Source organism: Gemmatimonadaceae bacterium, from assembly GCA_016720905.1.
Lineage (GTDB): Bacteria > Gemmatimonadota > Gemmatimonadetes > Gemmatimonadales > Gemmatimonadaceae > Gemmatimonas.
Window position 1 is genome coordinate 387,415 of sequence record JADKJT010000001.1, and the last position, 18,020, is coordinate 405,434.

The window sequence follows — 18,020 nt, forward strand, 5'->3', positions numbered from 1 at the left end:
CAGTTGCCTCAAACCTTCAGGACGAACCCCCGCTTCCACGCCGCCCAGAGAATCAGGAACCACACGGCCACAAAACTCAGCGCGTAGGCGAACGATGCCTCGCGTGGCGGGAGCCACGACGCGTACAACCTATTGAACAGCAGACCCTGAATGGAGATGCGGGTTCCGTTTCCGGCATCCATCGTCAGCACGGAGACCATCAAGCGCGCCATGAGCCCGGATCCGAGGAACGCCAGCATCGGATTCATCCCGTATATGACGAACGGAAATGTCCAGCGTCGCAACTGCAGGACATCGATCACCCAGAGGCAGGTGGCCAGCGACACCGCGCCCATTCCGGCGGTGAACAGCACGTAGGAACTGGTCCAGATGCTCTTGTTGATCGGGAACGACCAATTCCACACCAGTCCGGCCATCATCAGCAGGGCACCCACGGCAAAGAGCGCCGCCAGACGCTCCACCAGCGAACGACGCTGCTCACTGATCCATCGGCCGGCAAATGTGCCCAGAATCACGGTGCCGATGGCCGGCATTGTGCTGAGCAACCCCTCGGGGTCCCATGTCTTCGAACCCGACCACAGATGGTTGACCCCCAGGACCGTGCGATCGAGCCACGCACTCAACAGCTGCTCCGGCTTGTCAAGCACGAACCGACCGGCGACGCCGGTGTCGGGCACGGGCACCAGTGTCATCAGGGCCCAATAGCCGAAGAGCAAGAATGCGAGGATGCCGAGTTGCTGGCGCCACGTGGTGCGGATGGTCAGCAGGGCGCCGAAGAGATAGGCCAGGGCAATTCGCTGCAACACGCCAAGGATACGCAGGTGTTCGAGGCGATGTACGACGCGATCCAGGAGCGTGGCATCCGGGAGTTCAGGAATAGGCACCCACGTGAAGAACGGGAACGCCGACAGCGTGAGACCGAACAGAAAGATCAGGGCGGCGCGGCGCCATACCTGTTTGAGAATCGCGCCCTCGTCATCGCCCCGGGCGCGTCGGGCGCGTAACGACAACTCCGTGGTGATACCGACGATGAACAGGAAGAACGGAAAGATCAGATCGGTTGGTGTCCACCCATTCCACGGCGCGTGCTCAAGTGGCGGATAAATGGCACTCCATGTTCCGGGATTGTTGACCAGAAGCATTCCGGCGACGGTCATTCCCCGGAATACATCCAGCGCGAGGAGTCGTTCGCGGGATGTCATGGCGTCTTCTCATCCGACGCACTGGCGACCTTCCAGGCGTCTGTGGAGCAGACGACGACTATGGTCTTGCTCATCGCCGTCTTACCCTCCAGATCGCCGCCGATGTAGTGCCCGCCCAAGTGCACGGTAACGGTATCGCCGGATGTGGTCGTTGTCGTTCCGCGATGAACGATCAACAGTGAGGCATACGGTCCGACGGATGCCAGTTTCTCGCGAATCTTTCGCTTGGCGACACTGTCACCGCCATAGAAGTAGCTGGGGCCCTTGTCCTGCATCGCACGGAACCCGTCGTCGGGCGCCGCCGAGTCTGTGCCCGCAGCCGTGAGAAAACGCTGCGGCGTAGGCACCGTCGTCTTGATGTACTCGCGGAATGCCAGATAGGTCGCCGTGGTATCACCGCGATTGCAGGCCTTGGACTTGGCGGAGGCATCGGCGACCACGGTACCTGCCGTCCCCTTGGAGTCACCGCCGCACGCCATCAGGATCGCCAGTGTCAGCAAGGCGAGTGGCATCGGGGCGCCTGAGTGCGCGCGAAAGCGACGGGTCATGTCGAGACGGGAGCGGGGTGGGCGGACGGTGCCGAATTCCCGGGCACCATGTCGTACTGGAGCTTCACCGGTGATCCCGACTTTGTCGAGAGGTTGGCGTCAATCCGCCAGCAAGTCCGCCAATCGCGCGAGGGCCTCGCGCCACATGCCCTTCGCCTGCTCGGCCGTCAGCTCGTCCGGCAATTTGCAGTGCTCCACCGTCACCGCGCATCGCGAATTGCCTTTGCGGGCGATGGTGACCGTCACCAACGTGCCATCGCGCATGCCAATGCGCAGCAGGCGCGGGGCAATGGTGGTGCGGACCACAAAATCCCGCACCGGACTCCACGCGCGACGTGTCGGATCGTTGAAGGCTCTGAACACATCTGACGCGGACGCCTCAAGCGATCGCGCGACCATGATGTCGAGGTCATCCGATGGCAAGTCGTCGGTCGGCAGATCGGTCCCGGCGGCGGCGCGCAAGGCGGCGCGATCGGGTTGCGCCCACGTGGTGGGCTTGCGCCCGCCGCGTTCAGCGGCTTTCCGGGCGGCCGGGCCGAACTTCTTCTCCACGGCGGTCGCGGTCCGCTTGGTGGCCGATCCCGTGCCCGGTCGTTTGCCCTTCTTGGGGGCGCGACTCATGTGGCGCTCACGTCCGAGGGTGCGACCCATCCCACCTGTGCGCTCGCCTGATTGTCCTCGCCTCGGCCAACCCACTTGAAGAACACCACCGTCATCACCGAATAGAAGAAGATGCCGCTGGGAATCCACATGATCAGCCCGCCGCCCTGCTGATCCGTCATTGGCGAGATCCCCCAGACACGAGGCGCGGTGGCGTACGCCGGATACAACGTGGCGTCCGCCATGACGATGTAGATCGCGATCACCGACATCGGGATCGCCATCAGGAAGCAATAGAGCATCTGCGCGGGATACGACGCGCGCGGCAATTCCGGCAACGGCGACGTGAGCGGCCACCACATCAGCACCGCGGCCACCAGGAACATCAGGTGCTGGACGATGTGCAGCGGATGATAGCGCAGCGCGAGATTGTACATCGGGGGCAGGTGCCAGAACGCCAGCACGACATTGAAGATCGCGTAACAGGCGATCACCCCGGTGATGGACCGCGCGACCCGAAAGAGCCCGGGCTGGCGCAGCAACGGACGCAGCATCCACCCCGGCGTCCCCAGGATCATCAGCGGGGGAACGATCAGCGTCATGATCAGGTGCTGCACCATGTGCGCGCTGAACAGGTAGTAGTCACTGAGATCGTGCAACGGGCCATTCAGCGTCAGGAACAGCAGCAATAGGGACACATAGAAACTGGCGCGCTGACCCGCGCGGGGACCCGCCAACGCCTCTGCGGCCTCTGGCGGCGCCGGATGAATGGCCGTGACCGTGACGGGATGGCGATCGGACAACGACGGTCCGCGTCGGGCCCGCCACGCGTAAAGCAGGCCGAGTGCGGAGATGCCGATCACGGTGCTTGGATGGACCGTGAACTGGGTCCAGGACAGCCGGGCGGCCGGATGGAGCAGCAGAGCGAACATGCAGGAAGGATAACCTCACAATTGAACCGCAGGGAACGCGGAGGGCGCAGAGAATCGTGGTGATTCTCTGCGCCCTCCGCGTTCCCTGCGGTTCAACCTGCGTTCGGTGGAACCCGGACCCTGGGCTTACGCCAGCAATCCGATCTTGATGGCCAGCTTGGAGAACAGGAACAACAGCCCGACCAGGGTGAGTGCCGCGACAATCAGCGGGCCTGTGAACAGCGCGCGGAAGATCTTGTGGTCGTACTTGAGGTGCATGTAGTACATCACGACCGTGTAGAACTTCACGGCCGACATGATCAACAGGCCGGGCACGAAGAACGCGCTGGCGACGAGGGACGGGATATAGTAGGCCCACACCTCGACGACGGTGATGATCGTGAGAAAGAGCGCCACCTTCCAGTACGTCGTCCAGGTCGGGTGATGCTCGTCGTGCGCGTGGCCCGCGGCTTGTGCGTGGTCAGCCATGTCGAATCCTTACTTGATCAGGTAGACGAGCGTGAAGATCGCGATCCAGACCACGTCGACGAAATGCCAGTACAACGCCGCGATGTCGACAATCAGCGAATCCTTGGGTTCCAGTCCGCGCTTGTAGTCGATGGCCAACAGCGAAAAAAGCCAAATCACACCGGCCGTGACGTGCGCGCCGTGGAATCCGGTCAGCGTGAAGAAGCTTGAACCGAACAAGTTCGTGCGAATCGACAGGCCTTCATGCACGAACGACGTGAACTCAAAGGCTTGCAGGCCAAGGAACGCGGTGCCCAGCAGGCACGTCCCCCACAGCCAGATCTTGGACGAGCCAAGGATCCGCTCCCATGACGTGCGCTTGGGCACATGGCGGTTCTGCACCGCGGCCAGCGCCAGCACCATGGTCAGCGACGACAGCAGCAGCACGCCGGCGGACACCGAGGTGACGGGAATGTTCAGAATGGGCTTGAACACCTCACCCGTCATCGGGTTGGTCCATGCTTCGTGCGGATACGGTCCTTCCGGACTGCGTCCCTTGTAGATCAGGTACGTCGAGATGAGCGAGGCAAAGAGCATGCACTCGGACCCGATGAAGGTCCAAATGGCCACCTTGCGATTGTCGAGGCCAAGCGACGTATAGTGGCCGCCGCCGGGGGCATGCGTTTCAGTGGCGGCGGTCGGTGCCGAAGTGGCGGACATGTTAGTGATGATCCTCGAGCGGCGTGAGCAGCCACTTGTAGAGAGTGCCGATCCACCAGAGCGCGCCGACCAGCATGATGCTGACGGCCAGCTTGGCGTTGGTATCCATGAACAGGAGGCCGCTGAACATCACCATCAATCCCATGGCCATGACGAGCGGCCAGATGCTGGGATTGGGCAGGACTATCCCCAGTTCCTTGGCCGTGGGGACATGCCGGTCCTTCTCCTCGTCGTACGTCGTTTCATGCACCAGCTTGTCGCCGCCCTTCACGTTCCACAGCGGGAGACGCGACTTGACCTGCGGCAATTCCGCGAAGTTGTACTCCGGCGGCGGTGACGGAATCGACCACTCCAGTGTGGCCGCGCCCCACGGATTGGACGACGCATGTTGGCCGTTGCGCCAGCTCTTGAACAGGTTCACCACCAGGAAACTGGTGCCGACGATCAGCACCGCCGTCCCGATCGTCGAGATCAGATTGAACAATTCAAGTCCCTGCCCGGCGTCGTACTGATACACCCGACGCGGCATGCCCAGCAGACCGCTGAAGTGCATCGGGAAGAACGTCAGGTTCATGCCGATGAGCGTCAGCCAGAAATGCCACTCGCCGATCTTCTCGGAGAGGAACCGGCCGGTGAACTTCGGGAAGTAGTAGTACAAGCCGGCGAAGAGGCCGAACATCGAACCGCCGAACAGCACATAGTGGAAGTGCGCGACGATGAAATAGGTGTCGGTCTGCTGCAGGTCAGCGGGCGGCGACGAGTGCATCACGCCGGAAATGCCGCCGATGGTGAACATGCCGACGAGCCCGATGGCGAACTTCATGGCCACCGTGAAACGGATCTGCCCGCCCCACATCGTGGCAATCCAGTTGAAGATCTTCACGCCCGTGGGAATGGCGATCAGCATCGTCGTCAGCGAGAACACCGCGTCGGCAATCGGGCCCATGCCCACCGAGAACATATGGTGCGCCCAGACGCCGAACCCGAGGAATCCGATCAGAATGCCCGAGTACACCATCACGGGATATCCGAACAGCGGCTTCCGTGAGAACGTGGGGAGCACTTCCGACACCAGCCCGAACGCCGGCAGGATGAGGATGTACACCTCGGGGTGGCCGAACACCCAGAACAGGTGCTGCCACAACAGCGGATCGGCGCCCTTGGCGATCGTGTAGAAGTTCGTGCCGAAGAACCGGTCGAACTGGAGGAAGATCAAGGCGACCGTGATGACCGGGAACGCCAGCGCCACCAGGAACTGCACCACGAACGACATCCATGTGAAGATCGGCATGCGCATGAGCGACATGCCCGGCGCCCGCATGTTGATGATCGTGGTGATGAAGTTGAACGCGGCGGCCAGCGAGGAAATGCCCAGGATTTGCAGGCCCAGCACCCAGAAATCCATGTTGATCTGGGGCGAGTACATCTTCGTGCTCAGCGGCGCATACCCGAACCAGCCCCCGTTCGGTGCGATGCCGAGCAGGATCGGGAACGTGATGAACAGGCCGCCCAACAGGTAGATCCAGTAGCTGAACGCGTTGAGGCGGGGGAACGCCACGTCGCGCGCGCCAATCTGCAGCGGAATGAGGAAATTGAAGAAGGCGGCCGACAACGGCATGATGGCCAGAAAGACCATCGTCGTGCCATGCATCGTGAACAACTGATTGAATGTTTCAGCCGATACCAGCGTGCCGTTCGGCTGCATCAGTTGGGCACGCATGACGGCCGCTTCCAGGCCGCCCACGATGAAGAAGAAGAGTGCGGATACGAGGTAGAGCGCCCCGATACGCTTGTGATCCACCGTCGTGAGCCAACTCCAGATACCCGTATTCGCGGGCTCGGTGTGGACGTCGGTGTATGGGGGCGCGGCAGCGATGGTTGCCATCGGTTTCGTCAGGTCGGTGCGATGCGTGAACGGAGGGCGCGCGGTCGGTTACTTGAGACTCTGCAGATACGCGACGACATCGGCGATCTCGGCGTCAGTCAGACCGCCGATGGTGATCGTGTTCTTGCGAACCGGGTCGTACAACCCCTTGCCGATGGTCGGCATGATGCTGCCCGGCTTGCGATGCGGCGCGTTCTTGATCCAGTACGCGAGGTGCTTCTGGTCATTGACATAGAGCCCACCCGCCAGCGTGTGCCGTGTAGCCACATGGGTCAGGTTCGGACCAATGACACCCATGCTCATCGGGTTGCCCTTGACGACATGGCAGCCGATGCACGCCGAGCGGGAATAGATCTGTCGGCCGCGGTCCACATCGCCGGCGCTCAACAGGTTTTCGTCGAAGGCCATTCCCGGCGGGATCGGCATCGTCGGCTTGGTCGCGGCAAACTCCGCGTCCAGACGCTCCTGCGGGAACGTCCAGACCGGCACTTGCACTGGCGCCACAACGGCCTGAGCCGCCGAGTCGGCCGGCTTCGCCGCTGTCTGTGCGGCGGTCTTTGCCACAGCCGGCGCGGCCGGCGCGGGTGCTGCGGCGGCTGGCTGCTGCTGATGCGCCGTCCACTTCGCGAATTCGTCGGGTGTCACGGTATACACCCGGAACTTCATGTTCGCATGCGACGAACCGCAGTATTCGGCGCAGAACCCGTTCCACGCCGACGACGGCAGGTCCGCGTTCGGCGTGAACCACAAATAGTTGCTCTTGTTCGAAATCAGGTCGCGTTTGCCGCCCATCTGCGGGATCCAGAAGGCATGCAGCACGTCCTGCGTCTTGAGTTCGAAGTTCACCGTGCGGCCGGTCGGCAGATACAGCTCGTTCGCCGTGGTGATGCCGTACTCCGGGTACCGGAACTCCCACCACCACTGATGGCCGATGACCTGGACCTGCAGCGCGTTCGGAGCGGCCTTCGCCTGCGTCTTGAAAATCGTGCGAACCGTGGGGATCGCGATGAAGATCAAGATGACGGCGGGAATCGCCGTCCAGGCGATTTCCAGCACGGTATTCCCGTGCACCTGCTCGGGCGTCTTGCCACCTGGACGTCGGCGGAATCGGAAGATCGTATAGACCAGCGCGATCTCCACCGCGATGAACACCCCTGTGCCCCACGCCAACAGCGTGTTCCACAGTGCGTCGATCGAGGTGTTGAATTCCGTGTGGTGATTGAACGTCGAATTCGGGTACACACCGCCACAGGCGGCGAGACCCAGGGCTAGTGCGCCCAGCAGCAAGGCAGAGACCACCCGCCGCTGGCGGAACGTGCCAACCATTGCGGTTCCTTGAGAGTGGAGAACCCCCGGCCGTACGCGCCCGCGCGCCCGGCTCGACTGGAGTCGTTGAGAAAGCAAAGCGAAGCTAAACCGACACTTCCACGGCTGGCAAGGAATGCCGGCCGCAAACTGGAGCCGAGTTCGAGATTTGTTCCGGATGTGGACCTGCCAAGGCGCTTTTGACCGGAAAGCCGACAAAATCGAATCCCTTGGCGCGCGTGGGATTGCCTCGGACTGACGCAATCGTCCTCCCCCTGTATGCCCACACATGCGCCTCACCTTGCCAAAGTCGCCGGGCTGCTCGCCGCAGCCATGACCCTCGCGTCCGGCTGCCGGTCGGCTGATCCCGGCGCATCGCCGGCCGGGCCACTGGCGATCGGCGTGGGGGCGATACCAGGGCATCCCGGCTACGAGAGCATGCTCCACGGGCTGCAGCTGGCCGTCGATCGATTGAACGAGACCAAAGGCGCCAAATTTCGGCTCCGTCCGCCCGATTCAGGCAGTACCAGTGCCGTGCAGGTCGCCCAGCAGCTGCGTGACGACCCCTCGGTGATCGGGGTGGTGGGGCATCCCGAAAGCGAAAACTCGATCGAGGCAGTGCCAGTCTATGCGGACGCCGAGCATGAAGGGAAGAACGCCGTCGTCGCCATATCGCCCACCGCGTCCTCGCCACGCTTGTCCGGTATCAGTCCCTGGTTCTTTCGCGTCGCCCCCAGCGATGACGATGCCGCCCGCTTTGTGGCGCGCTGGGTCCTCGATACCCTCGGTGCTCGGCGCGCGGCCGTCATCTATCGGAACGATTCGTATGGCCGCGACTGGTCAAGCACGTTTTCCGACACGTTCATCAAGGCGGGCGCCGTGGTCGTGGCGCGTCATCCGTACCTTACCGGCCTGACCGAGTGGGATGCCTACGCCCAACTGCTGGCCAAACTCAAGCCCGATGTGTTGTTGTTCCCGGGTGATGCCGGCGACGCCGTCGCGATGCTGCGAGCGCTGCGCGCCGCCAACGTCTCGCTCACGTTCATCGGTGGCGATGGCACGGAAGGCATGCGGGACAGCAGCGAGGCCCAGGGTGCCCACTACGTCGCGTTCTTCCACCCGGATCGTATCGAGTCGGACGAAGGTCGCACGTTCGCCCGGCGCTATCAGGAGAAATATCGACAGGCGCCGGACATGTTCGCGGCCATGTCGTACGACGCGGCGCTGGCCATCGGGCGGTCCGTGATCAAGGGCGCCCGCACGCGACTCGCCGTGCGTCGTGCGCTGGAGCGGCTGGGGACTGCGGGATCGCCGGCGCTTGAGGGCGTGGCCGGTCCCGTGGCGTTCGAGAAGAACCACGACATCGCACGGCGCGCGGTGGTCATCAGCACCGTCGGTGCTGCGGCGGGCCGGCGCTGATGTTGCGAACGATTCGCGCCCGATTGGTGGCGGGCTTCGGCACGTCCATCGGATTGCTGCTCCTGGCCGGTCTGCTTGGGTGGTGGGGACTCACCCGCAGCAACGCGCAAGCCAACGACACCGTGCGTTCGCTGTCCGACCGATCGGATTTCACCGAACGCGCCACCGCCACGATCATGCGGGAGCTGGTGGCCGGTTTACGCTACCTGAACACGCGCAATGACGACGATCAGCGGTTGTATTTCACGCTGGTCGACCAGGCCGATCAGTTGCGCCGCGACGCCATCAAGCGCGACCTGCTTCGTCCGACGGAACGGCTGCGCCTCGAGCGCATCGGCCAGGTGCAGGCGGCGCTCGAAGTGCGCATTGCCACCACCCACGCCTGGCAAGTCGTCGGTCGCGAAGCCGACGCGCAACGGGTCCTGAAGCAGACCGCCGAAGACATCCAGTCCATTGAGACCGAACTGCAGGCGCTTCGCGCCGAAGCGCGCAGAGGGGCCGACGAATCGATGGATCGCCTGCACGGCGTGCTGCGCAGCGCCGAAATCAGTCTGGCCTTGCTGATTGCCTTCGCGTTTGGTGTCGCGGCGTTCTTTGGCCTTTCGACGGCACGCGCCGTTACCGAACCCCTGGCGCAATTGCGGGCCGAGATGGCCGCCATTGGCGCGGGCGACTTGCGCGTCCCTGATGCCGCCCCGATGAGCAGTCGAATCGCGCAGGAGTACGCCGACCTCATCGCCGCCATGCAACAGGCCCGAGAGCGTCTTCGCCTGCTGCTCTCCCGCGTGCGCGACGAGGCCGATCAAGTCACACTGGCCGCGAGCGAGCTGTCCGCGTCGGCCAGCGCCGCAGCGGCTTCCTCGCAGCACGTCACGTCAGCCGTGATGGAGATTTCACACGGAGCCTCGCTGCAACTCGGAGCGCTCAACCACGCGGGCGACACCGTCAAGGTGCTGGCCGAGGGCGGCGCGACCATCGGCGAGGCCGCCGAGGAAACTGAACGCGTTGGCCGCGACATCCGCACCACCACGAATGCGACGCGTGATCAGGTACAGGTGGCCATCGACACACTGCTGGGCGCCCGGGAGTCGGTCCTGGAGTCGCGGGCGGAGATGACCGCACTGCGGGATGCGACCGCCGTCATCGACGATTTCGTGGGCGTGATTTCCGAGATCGCCACCCAAACCAATCTGCTGGCCCTCAATGCGGCCATCGAAGCGGCCCGTGCCGGCAGCGCGGGTCGCGGCTTCGCCGTGGTTGCGCAGGAGGTCCGCACGCTGGCCGAGCAGAGTGCCAATGCCGCCAACGAAGTGACGGAGAATGTGAAGCGTATCCGGGCACGCATTGCCAGCGCGTCGGGGGCCGTCGAGTCCGGCGCTACCCGACTCAAGGACGCCGAAACAGTGGCCGCCAGCGTGTCCTCGGCCCTCTCGCGCATCGAGGATGCCGTATCCCAGGTGGAAGGCGCCGCAACACGCGTGTCCGGCGCGGTGCAAGCCAATCGCGCGTCACTCGGCGCCGTGCAGAAATCGCTCTCCAGTGTTCGGGACACCGCCGAGGGTCACGCCGCCGCCGCCGAAGAAGTGGCAGCAAGCACCGAGCAGACCTCCGCGTCCGCTCAGGAAGTCAGCGCGACCGCCGAAATGTTGCAGACCGCGTCACTGAGGGTGCGAGGATTGATCGGCGAGTTCAGGACGTGACTGAGAACTCAGTACCAAGTACCAAGTACCAAGTACGCAACAGATACTCAGGTCGCAAGGACCAAGTACCTAAGTACACTAGGTTCTAACTATACCTCCTTCACCACCACCCCTCGCTCTGCCAGCATGGCGAAGTACCGCGTCGCGGGCACGCATTCATCGGGGGTATGCACACCCGGTGCAATGGCGCCTGTGGCCTGTAATTGGCCGGTGATTGATAGCGTGTAGCCCGTGGTGCGCATCATCGACGTGATGCCGCGCGCGGCGTCGTAGTGGTCCACGACTTCCCAGGCACGGGCGGCGTGCTGGCCGTCCTTGATGCCGGTGACCACCACCCGGAGTGCGACCAGATCGGGCTTGCCCTTGCGCAGTTTCTCGCCGGCCACGCGCACGAACACATCACGCGGCACCACCTGCTGTCCCTTCACGTCCACGGCCGTGTTGCCCAGCATGCCAAGATCGCGAATGGCTTCCATGATGCGCGCATGTCCGGGATAGCGCAGCGTCTTGTACTCCATGCTGGGGATCTTGCCGGCATACCGGTACACCATCGTGGAGAGTCCACCCGCCGTGTGGAACGCCTCCAGATCGCCAAGCGGCTCGGCAAACCGCACCGTTTCCAGCTCGGATAACGCGCTCACCTCCTGCGGGACCCCATCGCGTACCACCAACGACGGCGTCGTGTAGTAGTCGATCATCCCCTCGATGGAATACGCGATCTGATATCCCAACGGCGGCTCGGGCACCTGTGGCAGTCCGCCCACGAAGAGCTGCACACGCTCCACGGTATCGAATTGATCAATGCCATGCTGCGCGATGACGTTGACCATCCCCGGCGCCAGACCGGTGTCCGGCACCACGCTCACACCCTTGGCCCTGGCCGCCGCATCGAGCGCCTGCTGCTGGCGAACGATTTCCGTGTTGCCGCCCAGATCGGCAAAATGGACGCCGGCATCAACTGCCAGCTGGGCCAGGGGAAAGTTGAAGTAGTAGGGGATGGCGCTCATCACCGCGTCGCACTGCGCCATGGCCGCACGCACCGCCGATGCATCCCGCACATCGAGCGCGACCGTCACCAGGCGAGGGCCGACGAATGGCGCAAGGAACGCCGGGAGGGCACCAATCTTCACATCGGCCAGCATCACCCGCTCGACGGCGGGATTATTCAGCAGGTCGAACGCGCACGCCGAGCCTTGCAGCCCAGCGCCGAGGACGAGCATACGCATCAGAGAACTCCGAAGGGTGACATTTGGGGGATCGCGATACCACTATATCCGAACACGATTGCGACCATCGGCCTTGGCGCGATACAACGCGGCGTCGGCCCGCGCAAAAAGGTCTTCCACCGACTCGATGCGCGCCGCCGGGAAGACCGCCACGCCGACACTGGCCGTCAGGCGCAACAGCGGCTCGTCGGTGGCGTTGCTGAACGGATGGGACTCCACGGCCGCGCGGATCCGTTCGGCAAAGGTCTCCGCGCCGTCGTCATCGGTTTCCGGCAACAGCACGAGGAATTCCTCACCGCCGTACCGCGCCACGATGTCACTGCCGCGAATGGTGTCCGACAGCAACTGCGCCACATCCCGGAGCACATCGTCGCCAACCAGATGGCCGTAGGTGTCGTTGACCCGCTTGAAGTGATCGAGATCGATCATCAGCAACGCCATCGTGGAATCGTAGCGAAGCGCCCGTTCCATTTCGGCGGTGATGCGTTCGGTGAGCGCGCGACGATTGAGGATCTGCGTGAGCGGGTCGGTCTGCGCCAACTGCTCCAGCCGCGCGTTGTCCGCCATGGTGCTTTCCATCATCTGCGCACGCTGGATCACCGCCACGGCGGCGGTGATCACGGCCTGGGCAAACTCCAGATCAGCCGGCCCGAAGCGCTCCTGATCGCGCGTGCGGCGCACCAGGAACACACCGTACTGGCCGCGCTCGATGGAGAATGGCAGGGCGATGACCGATCGGATGGGCACTTCAATGCCTTCGATGCCCCACACATGGCGCACCCCCTCGTAGAGCGGATGCGTATCGAGGTCCTCCACCAGCACGGGCTGCCCGCTGTCGAGCGCTGCGCGCAGTTCGGGATACCGATCGAGCTGGATGACCAGCTGGTGCAAGGCCGGATTCTCGTACGCCGCCACCACCACCGCCGACATCTCGCCCGGCCGGGCCAGCACGACCGAGCAGTGCGACACGTCCAGCGCGCGCGCCGCGCGGCGCACCAGCAGATGAAAGAGCTCCGACACCGAGAGGTCACCCGTGACCTCGTGCAGGATGTCCACCAGTTTGCGACGACTGTCGGCGTCCTGCTGGGCCCGCACCAGGGGCTTCTTCAGTGCGCACCAGCGCCTGTCGCGTGCTGCGCAGAACGGAGCCCATGCGCAATTGCGCCTGCACTCGCGCCAAGAGCTCCTTGGGGCGATACGGCTTGCGAATGAAATCCGATGCGCCGAGTCCGAGCGAGCGCACGGAGGCGTCTTCGGGCGGCTGCGCCGACAGCATCAGCACCGGCAGATCACGCCATCGTTCCTCGCCCTTGATGCGCTCGAGCAGCGTATACCCGTCGGTGTCCGGCATGAGGATGTCCAGCAGCAGCAGATCGGGCGATCGCCTTTCCAGCGCCTCGAGACACTGTGCGCCTCCGTTGGCCGGCACCACGTCGTACCCGTTCTCCTTGAGCAGCCAGGTGACTGACTCGAGGACGGCCACGTCGTCGTCGGCAACGAGAATGCGCGAGCTACTCATGCACGCGCTGGAAGGCGTCGTGACGAAGTCATCCTTCGCTGTCCCCGAGCTCTCCCATATCAGACCCTTCCCCGCCGCCATCCGAATCACCGCCCTCGATGCCGTCGTCCTTGTCGTCGGGAATCACCCGCGCCACGGCCGACACCACGTCGTTCTCGTCCAGCGCCACCAGCTTCACACCCTGCGCCGCCCGGCCCGTGACCCGGATCTCCGACACGGTGCTGCGAATGGCGATGCCCTGACGCGTCATGAGCATCAGTTCGTCCTCAGGCACCACTTCCATAAGCGCCACCACATCGCCGGTCTTCGCCGTGCGATTGAGGGTCAGGATGCCCTTGCCGCCGCGCTTCTGCACGCGATACTCGCTCACTTCCGAGCACTTCCCGAGACCCTTCTCGGTCACCACCAGCAGCGTCGATTCGCGCTTGATGACCACCATGCCCACCAACTGATCGGACGGGCGCAGTTCAATGCCCTTCACGCCCGTGGTATCACGACCCATCTCGCGCACATCGCTCTCGTGGAAACGCACTGACAGGCCGTGTTTGGTGGCCAGCACGACGTCGTTGTTGCCGGCCGTCACCTGCACGTCGATCAGCTCGTCGTCTTCCTCGATTTTGATGGCCTTGATGCCCGTGGTGCGCGGGTTGGAATACTGCGACAGCGCCGATTTCTTGACCGTGCCCTTCTTGGTGGCGAACAGCAGGAATTCGGTGTCCGAGAACTCCCGCGTGAGCACGATGGCGCGAATGCGCGTGTCGGGCGTGACGTTGATGAGATTGACGATGGGCTTGCCCCGCGTGGCACGCCCTGCCTGCGGCAGTTCGTGCACTTTCAGCCAGTAGCAGCGACCGTCATCGGTGAAAATCAACATGTACGTGTGCGTGCTGGCCACGTACAGCCGCTCGATGAAGTCGTTCTCCTTGAGGTCCGCCCCCGACTTGCCGCGACCGCCGCGTCCCTGGCGCTTGTACAGCGTGACCGGGGTGCGCTTGATGTAGCCGTTGTGCGAGATGGTCACCACCATCTCTTCATCGGCAATCAGGTCCTCGATGGAGAACTCGCCGTCGTCGCTGACAATCTCCGTGCGGCGGGCATCGCTGAAGGACTGCGACAGCGCGAGCAACTCGCCCTTGAGAATGCTCATGCGCCGCGGCTTGGACTCGAGGATGCCGCGCATGTCGATGATGAACGCCCGCAGTTCCGCCAGCTCCTTCTCCAGCTTGTCGCGCTCGAGGCCGGTGAGCTTGGCGAGCCGCATGTTGAGGATCGCTTCCGCCTGCCGCTCGCTCAGACCGAAGCGCGCCTGCAGTTGCACGCTGGCCGTGGGCGTGTCGGCGGCGGCGCGGATGAGCTTGATCACCTCGTCGATATTGTCGACCGCGATCTTGAGCCCCTCGAGGATGTGCTCATGATCGAGCGCCTTGTCGAGGTCGAACTGCGTCCGGCGCACGATCACTTCGTGCCGATGCACGATGTAATGCTCAAGGCATTGCTTGAGCGTCAGCACCTTGGGCACCAGCTGCCGGGTGTTCGGGTCGGGCACCAGCGCCAGCATGATCACGCCAAACGTGCTCTGCATGGACGTGTGCTTGTACAACTGGTTCAGCACCACGCGCGGAATGGCGTCGCGCTTGAGCTCGATCACGATGCGAATGCCGTCACGATCGGATTCGTTGCGCAGCGCGCTGATACCGGTGAGCTTCTGCTCCTTCACCAGCTCGGCGATGTCCGACACCAGCTTGCCCGGATTGGACTGATAGGGCACTTCGGTGACGACAATCTGCGACTTGCCGCTCGACTCCTTCTCCTCGATCACCGCGCGCGCGCGCATGACGATGCGACCGCGTCCCGTGTCCTGGTAGTCGGCAATCCCGGCGCGACCGTAGATGTACCCGCCCGTGGGGAAGTCCGGGCCCTTCACCAGCTTGCGCAACGCCGACGCATCGAGCTCGGGATCGTCGATGAGGGCGATCACCGCCGCAATGACCTCGCCCAGGTTGTGCGGCGGGATGTTCGTCGCCATGCCCACCGCGATGCCGGACGAGCCGTTGGCCAGCAGGTTGGGAAACCCCGACGGCATGACGCGCGGCTCTTCGAGCCGATCGTCGAAGTTGGGCGCGAAATCGACCGTGTTCTTGTCGATGTCGGTGAGCATTTCGACGGCAATGCGCATCAGCCGGGATTCGGTGTACCGATACGCGGCGGCGTTGTCGCCTTCAATCGATCCGAAGTTGCCTTGCCCGTCAACCAGCGGATAGCGCAACGAAAAGTCCTGCACCATGCGCACCAGCGCATCGTACACGCTGCTGTCGCCGTGCGGATGATACTTGCCCAGCACATCGCCAACGACCGTCGCGCACTTCTTGTACGGACGCCCCGGCACCAATCCGAGCTCGTTCATCGCGAACAACACGCGACGATGAACAGGCTTGAGCCCATCGCGCACGTCGGGCAGCGCCCGCGACACGATCACACTCATCGAATAGTTGATGAACGACTCCTTCACCTCTTCATCAATGAGGCGCGGGAGGATGCGTTCGCGGGCGTTCGGTGCGGTCATGGCGCGGCGGGAAAGGTGTCCGACGGGGTGCGGCGCGGCGGGGGTGCTACAACCTTCCAAATCTAGTCGGCGCGACCGGCAAAATCAATGAAGCGTCACAAGCGTAAATGCCCGAATAACAACAACTTACAAATTCAACGCCGGCGGCTTAGGAACCCCAGCTCCGGACCACCGTCACCAGCCGCCATTGGGTGCCAACCTGGCGCATCATGTAGACCGCACCGCCGTTGCTCGAGACGCCGATCTCCACACCGCCCTTTTCGCGCGGCCGGTTGACGCCCACCAGTGCCCAACCGCGCCACAGCACCATGGGTGCAACAAGGATGTACGACAGCTCCGCTTGCGGATCCTGTTGACCACGGGTGGAAAAGAATTCGTCGCGCGCGTGTCGTTGGGCGTCCGGTCCGAAGTACGCCTTCACCCGTGGTCGTGGGGACTTCGGAAAGTCCATCGTCGCAAAGCCGGGGACAACAAATGTCACCGTGTCGGCCGCCAGCGGCGACGGCAGACACCCGTTGCTCCGCGGGTCAGGCACATCACCGGTCAACCCGGTGGCCACCGCTTCGCGCGACGTCTTGGTATCCACATCCCAGAGCGGTCGATCGATACCGGCTTCCCAACCAACGATCGTGCGCAGCAACCGGCGCGCGTCCGGCGTATCCAGTCGTGCGCCAACACCGCGCGCGATGATGGTCTGCTCCATGTGCTCGACCAGTTGCTGCAGCGTATCGCGCTGCGCGAAGGTCAGGGCCTTGGGGAAGATGCGCAACGCGCCGGGATGGCAGCGATCGCCGAGGTCGGCCCACGCCGCACCTTTCAAATACGCGGTCCGTTGCGCCAGCAGTCGGCGCTCATACGCACGTTCATCGGCCTCGAGAAACGCCTTCGCCGCCGAATCCTCACGCGCCGCGGAATCGAGCGTCGCACGAGGTTTGGCCGGTTGCTTCCCCTGGGCCTGCAAGCACTGCGACATCAGCGGCACGAGCACCAACGCCACGACACCGAGGGTTCCCGCACGCTTCATGCTTGCGCCGACTCCGTCGCCGTCCCCACACGCGAGCGGGATGCTCGGGCCAGCGCGGCCGCGGCCGCAGCCGCTTCCGACGCCGCCTCGGACGCATCGGCCGACGCTTCCTCAGCCAACTCTTCGGCTTCTTCCGCGGCCGCTTCGGCATCGATTGCCTGCCGTTCGGCCCGATAGCGCTGATACCACTCGCGGGTGACTTCCGCCGCCAGATCGCGATTGCCCAGTCCGAAGGCCAACGCCAGTGCCAACGCCACCGCGCCAAACAGGATGGCAAACGCGGTGGTGACGATGTCGGTGGCGATTCCCAACTCCTGCAGCGCCATGAATACCGCGAGCACAATCACCCCGGCGCGTCCCGTGCGGGCCAGCCACGGACCGCCGTGCAAGCCGCCGGCCGACGCCATGATAAGGCCACCCACGAAGCCACCCAGTACGATGCCGAGGATGATGATCACGATGGCCGCAATCACACTCGGGATGTAGCTGACCAGCTCGGAAAACACGTTGGCCAGCGATTCCAGTCCGATCGCATTGGCCGCCACCAGCAGCACGGCAAACATGACGAACCAGAACAGCACATTCGCAATGACTTTCGCCGGATTGAGATGCGAGCCTGATCGTTCGACCGCCTGCATTACACCGCCGCGCTCGAGCATCTGATTCAGTCGCACCCGACGCAGCAGGCGCTGGGTGCCCTTCTCGATCACCTTCGCCACGAGATACCCGGCAAAGAGAATGACCAGCGCGCCAAACAGCGCCGGCACGAACTCGCCAAGCATGGCGAAGCTCTGTTCCAGCCGTTCGGTAAACGTGGAGACGACGGTGGCGTCAGCAGCCCCACCGGGCGCCGTCGTGGCTTGCTGGGCGAGAAGCAGCGTATCGACCTGAGAGTTCTGGAGCACTGCGGGCAACGTGGGCAGAAGAGGC

16 protein-coding genes are annotated in these 18,020 nt (G+C 63.7%); 2 read left to right on the forward strand and 14 right to left on the reverse strand.

The genetic code is table 11. The annotated features are described in order from the left end of the window. Positions 1 to 8: 8 nt before the first annotated feature. The 8 genes from IPP90_01600 to coxB all read right to left on the reverse strand — a co-directional run bounded on the left by IPP90_01600 (position 9) and on the right by coxB (position 7,660). Positions 9 to 1,202, reverse strand: coding sequence for a DUF5009 domain-containing protein (locus tag IPP90_01600; protein MBL0169408.1), 1,194 nt, complete (start codon positions 1,200 to 1,202; stop codon positions 9 to 11). After that, a complete protein-coding gene (locus IPP90_01605) occupies positions 1,199 to 1,750 on the reverse strand; it encodes a hypothetical protein (GenBank protein ID MBL0169409.1) in 552 nt (183 codons plus the stop codon). The genes IPP90_01600 and IPP90_01605 overlap by 4 nt, the downstream gene beginning before the upstream one ends. Positions 1,751 to 1,849: 99 nt before the next feature. After that, positions 1,850 to 2,371, reverse strand: coding sequence for a hypothetical protein (locus IPP90_01610; protein MBL0169410.1), 522 nt, complete (start codon positions 2,369 to 2,371; stop codon positions 1,850 to 1,852). Beyond that, the gene (locus IPP90_01615; GenBank protein ID MBL0169411.1) at positions 2,368 to 3,282 is read right to left on the reverse strand and encodes a cytochrome c oxidase assembly protein; all 915 of its coding nucleotides are present in this window, start codon (positions 3,280 to 3,282) and stop codon (positions 2,368 to 2,370) included. Before IPP90_01615 ends, IPP90_01610 begins: the two co-directional genes overlap by 4 nt. A 126-nt stretch (positions 3,283 to 3,408) precedes the next feature. Beyond that, positions 3,409 to 3,750, reverse strand: coding sequence for a cytochrome C oxidase subunit IV family protein (locus tag IPP90_01620; protein ID MBL0169412.1), 342 nt, complete (start codon positions 3,748 to 3,750; stop codon positions 3,409 to 3,411). Positions 3,751 to 3,759: 9 nt separating this feature from the next. Further along, positions 3,760 to 4,449, reverse strand: a complete 690-nt coding sequence (locus IPP90_01625; GenBank protein ID MBL0169413.1) for a cytochrome c oxidase subunit 3 — start codon at positions 4,447 to 4,449, stop codon at positions 3,760 to 3,762. Between the two features lies 1 nt (position 4,450). Next, complete coding sequence (ctaD, locus tag IPP90_01630; GenBank protein ID MBL0169414.1) at positions 4,451 to 6,334, reverse strand: cytochrome c oxidase subunit I; 1,884 nt, start codon at positions 6,332 to 6,334, stop codon at positions 4,451 to 4,453. 48 nt (positions 6,335 to 6,382) lie between these two features. After that, entirely contained in the window at positions 6,383 to 7,660 is a 1,278-nt protein-coding gene (coxB, locus tag IPP90_01635) for a cytochrome c oxidase subunit II (protein ID MBL0169415.1), read from the reverse strand. Positions 7,661 to 7,972: 312 nt separating this feature from the next. On the opposite strand from coxB, the gene IPP90_01640 reads away from it, so the two are divergent. Both IPP90_01640 and IPP90_01645 read left to right on the forward strand, forming a co-directional pair. After that, positions 7,973 to 9,058 (forward strand): ABC transporter substrate-binding protein, encoded by a 1,086-nt coding sequence (locus IPP90_01640; protein MBL0169416.1) that lies wholly within the window; start codon positions 7,973 to 7,975, stop codon positions 9,056 to 9,058. Beyond that, complete coding sequence (locus IPP90_01645; GenBank protein ID MBL0169417.1) at positions 9,058 to 10,758, forward strand: hypothetical protein; 1,701 nt, start codon at positions 9,058 to 9,060, stop codon at positions 10,756 to 10,758. Before IPP90_01640 ends, IPP90_01645 begins: the two co-directional genes overlap by 1 nt. Before the next feature lie 89 nt (positions 10,759 to 10,847). On the opposite strand, the gene IPP90_01650 is transcribed toward IPP90_01645, so the two are convergent. From IPP90_01650 to IPP90_01675, 6 genes are all read right to left on the reverse strand, one after another. Next, positions 10,848 to 11,984, reverse strand: a complete 1,137-nt coding sequence (locus IPP90_01650; protein ID MBL0169418.1) for a saccharopine dehydrogenase NADP-binding domain-containing protein — start codon at positions 11,982 to 11,984, stop codon at positions 10,848 to 10,850. Between the two features lie 42 nt (positions 11,985 to 12,026). After that, positions 12,027 to 13,079 (reverse strand): sensor domain-containing diguanylate cyclase, encoded by a 1,053-nt coding sequence (locus IPP90_01655; protein MBL0169419.1) that lies wholly within the window; start codon positions 13,077 to 13,079, stop codon positions 12,027 to 12,029. Beyond that, complete coding sequence (locus IPP90_01660) at positions 13,012 to 13,503, reverse strand: response regulator transcription factor (GenBank protein MBL0169420.1); 492 nt, start codon at positions 13,501 to 13,503, stop codon at positions 13,012 to 13,014. The genes IPP90_01655 and IPP90_01660 overlap by 68 nt, the downstream gene beginning before the upstream one ends. A 28-nt stretch (positions 13,504 to 13,531) precedes the next feature. Further along, the gene (gene gyrA, locus IPP90_01665; protein ID MBL0169421.1) at positions 13,532 to 16,066 is read right to left on the reverse strand and encodes a DNA gyrase subunit A; all 2,535 of its coding nucleotides are present in this window, start codon (positions 16,064 to 16,066) and stop codon (positions 13,532 to 13,534) included. 148 nt (positions 16,067 to 16,214) lie between these two features. Continuing rightward, the gene (locus IPP90_01670) at positions 16,215 to 17,090 is read right to left on the reverse strand and encodes a hypothetical protein (protein ID MBL0169422.1); all 876 of its coding nucleotides are present in this window, start codon (positions 17,088 to 17,090) and stop codon (positions 16,215 to 16,217) included. After that, positions 17,087 to 17,995, reverse strand: coding sequence for a hypothetical protein (locus tag IPP90_01675; protein MBL0169423.1), 909 nt, complete (start codon positions 17,993 to 17,995; stop codon positions 17,087 to 17,089). The genes IPP90_01670 and IPP90_01675 overlap by 4 nt, the downstream gene beginning before the upstream one ends. Positions 17,996 to 18,020: the final 25 nt, after the last annotated feature.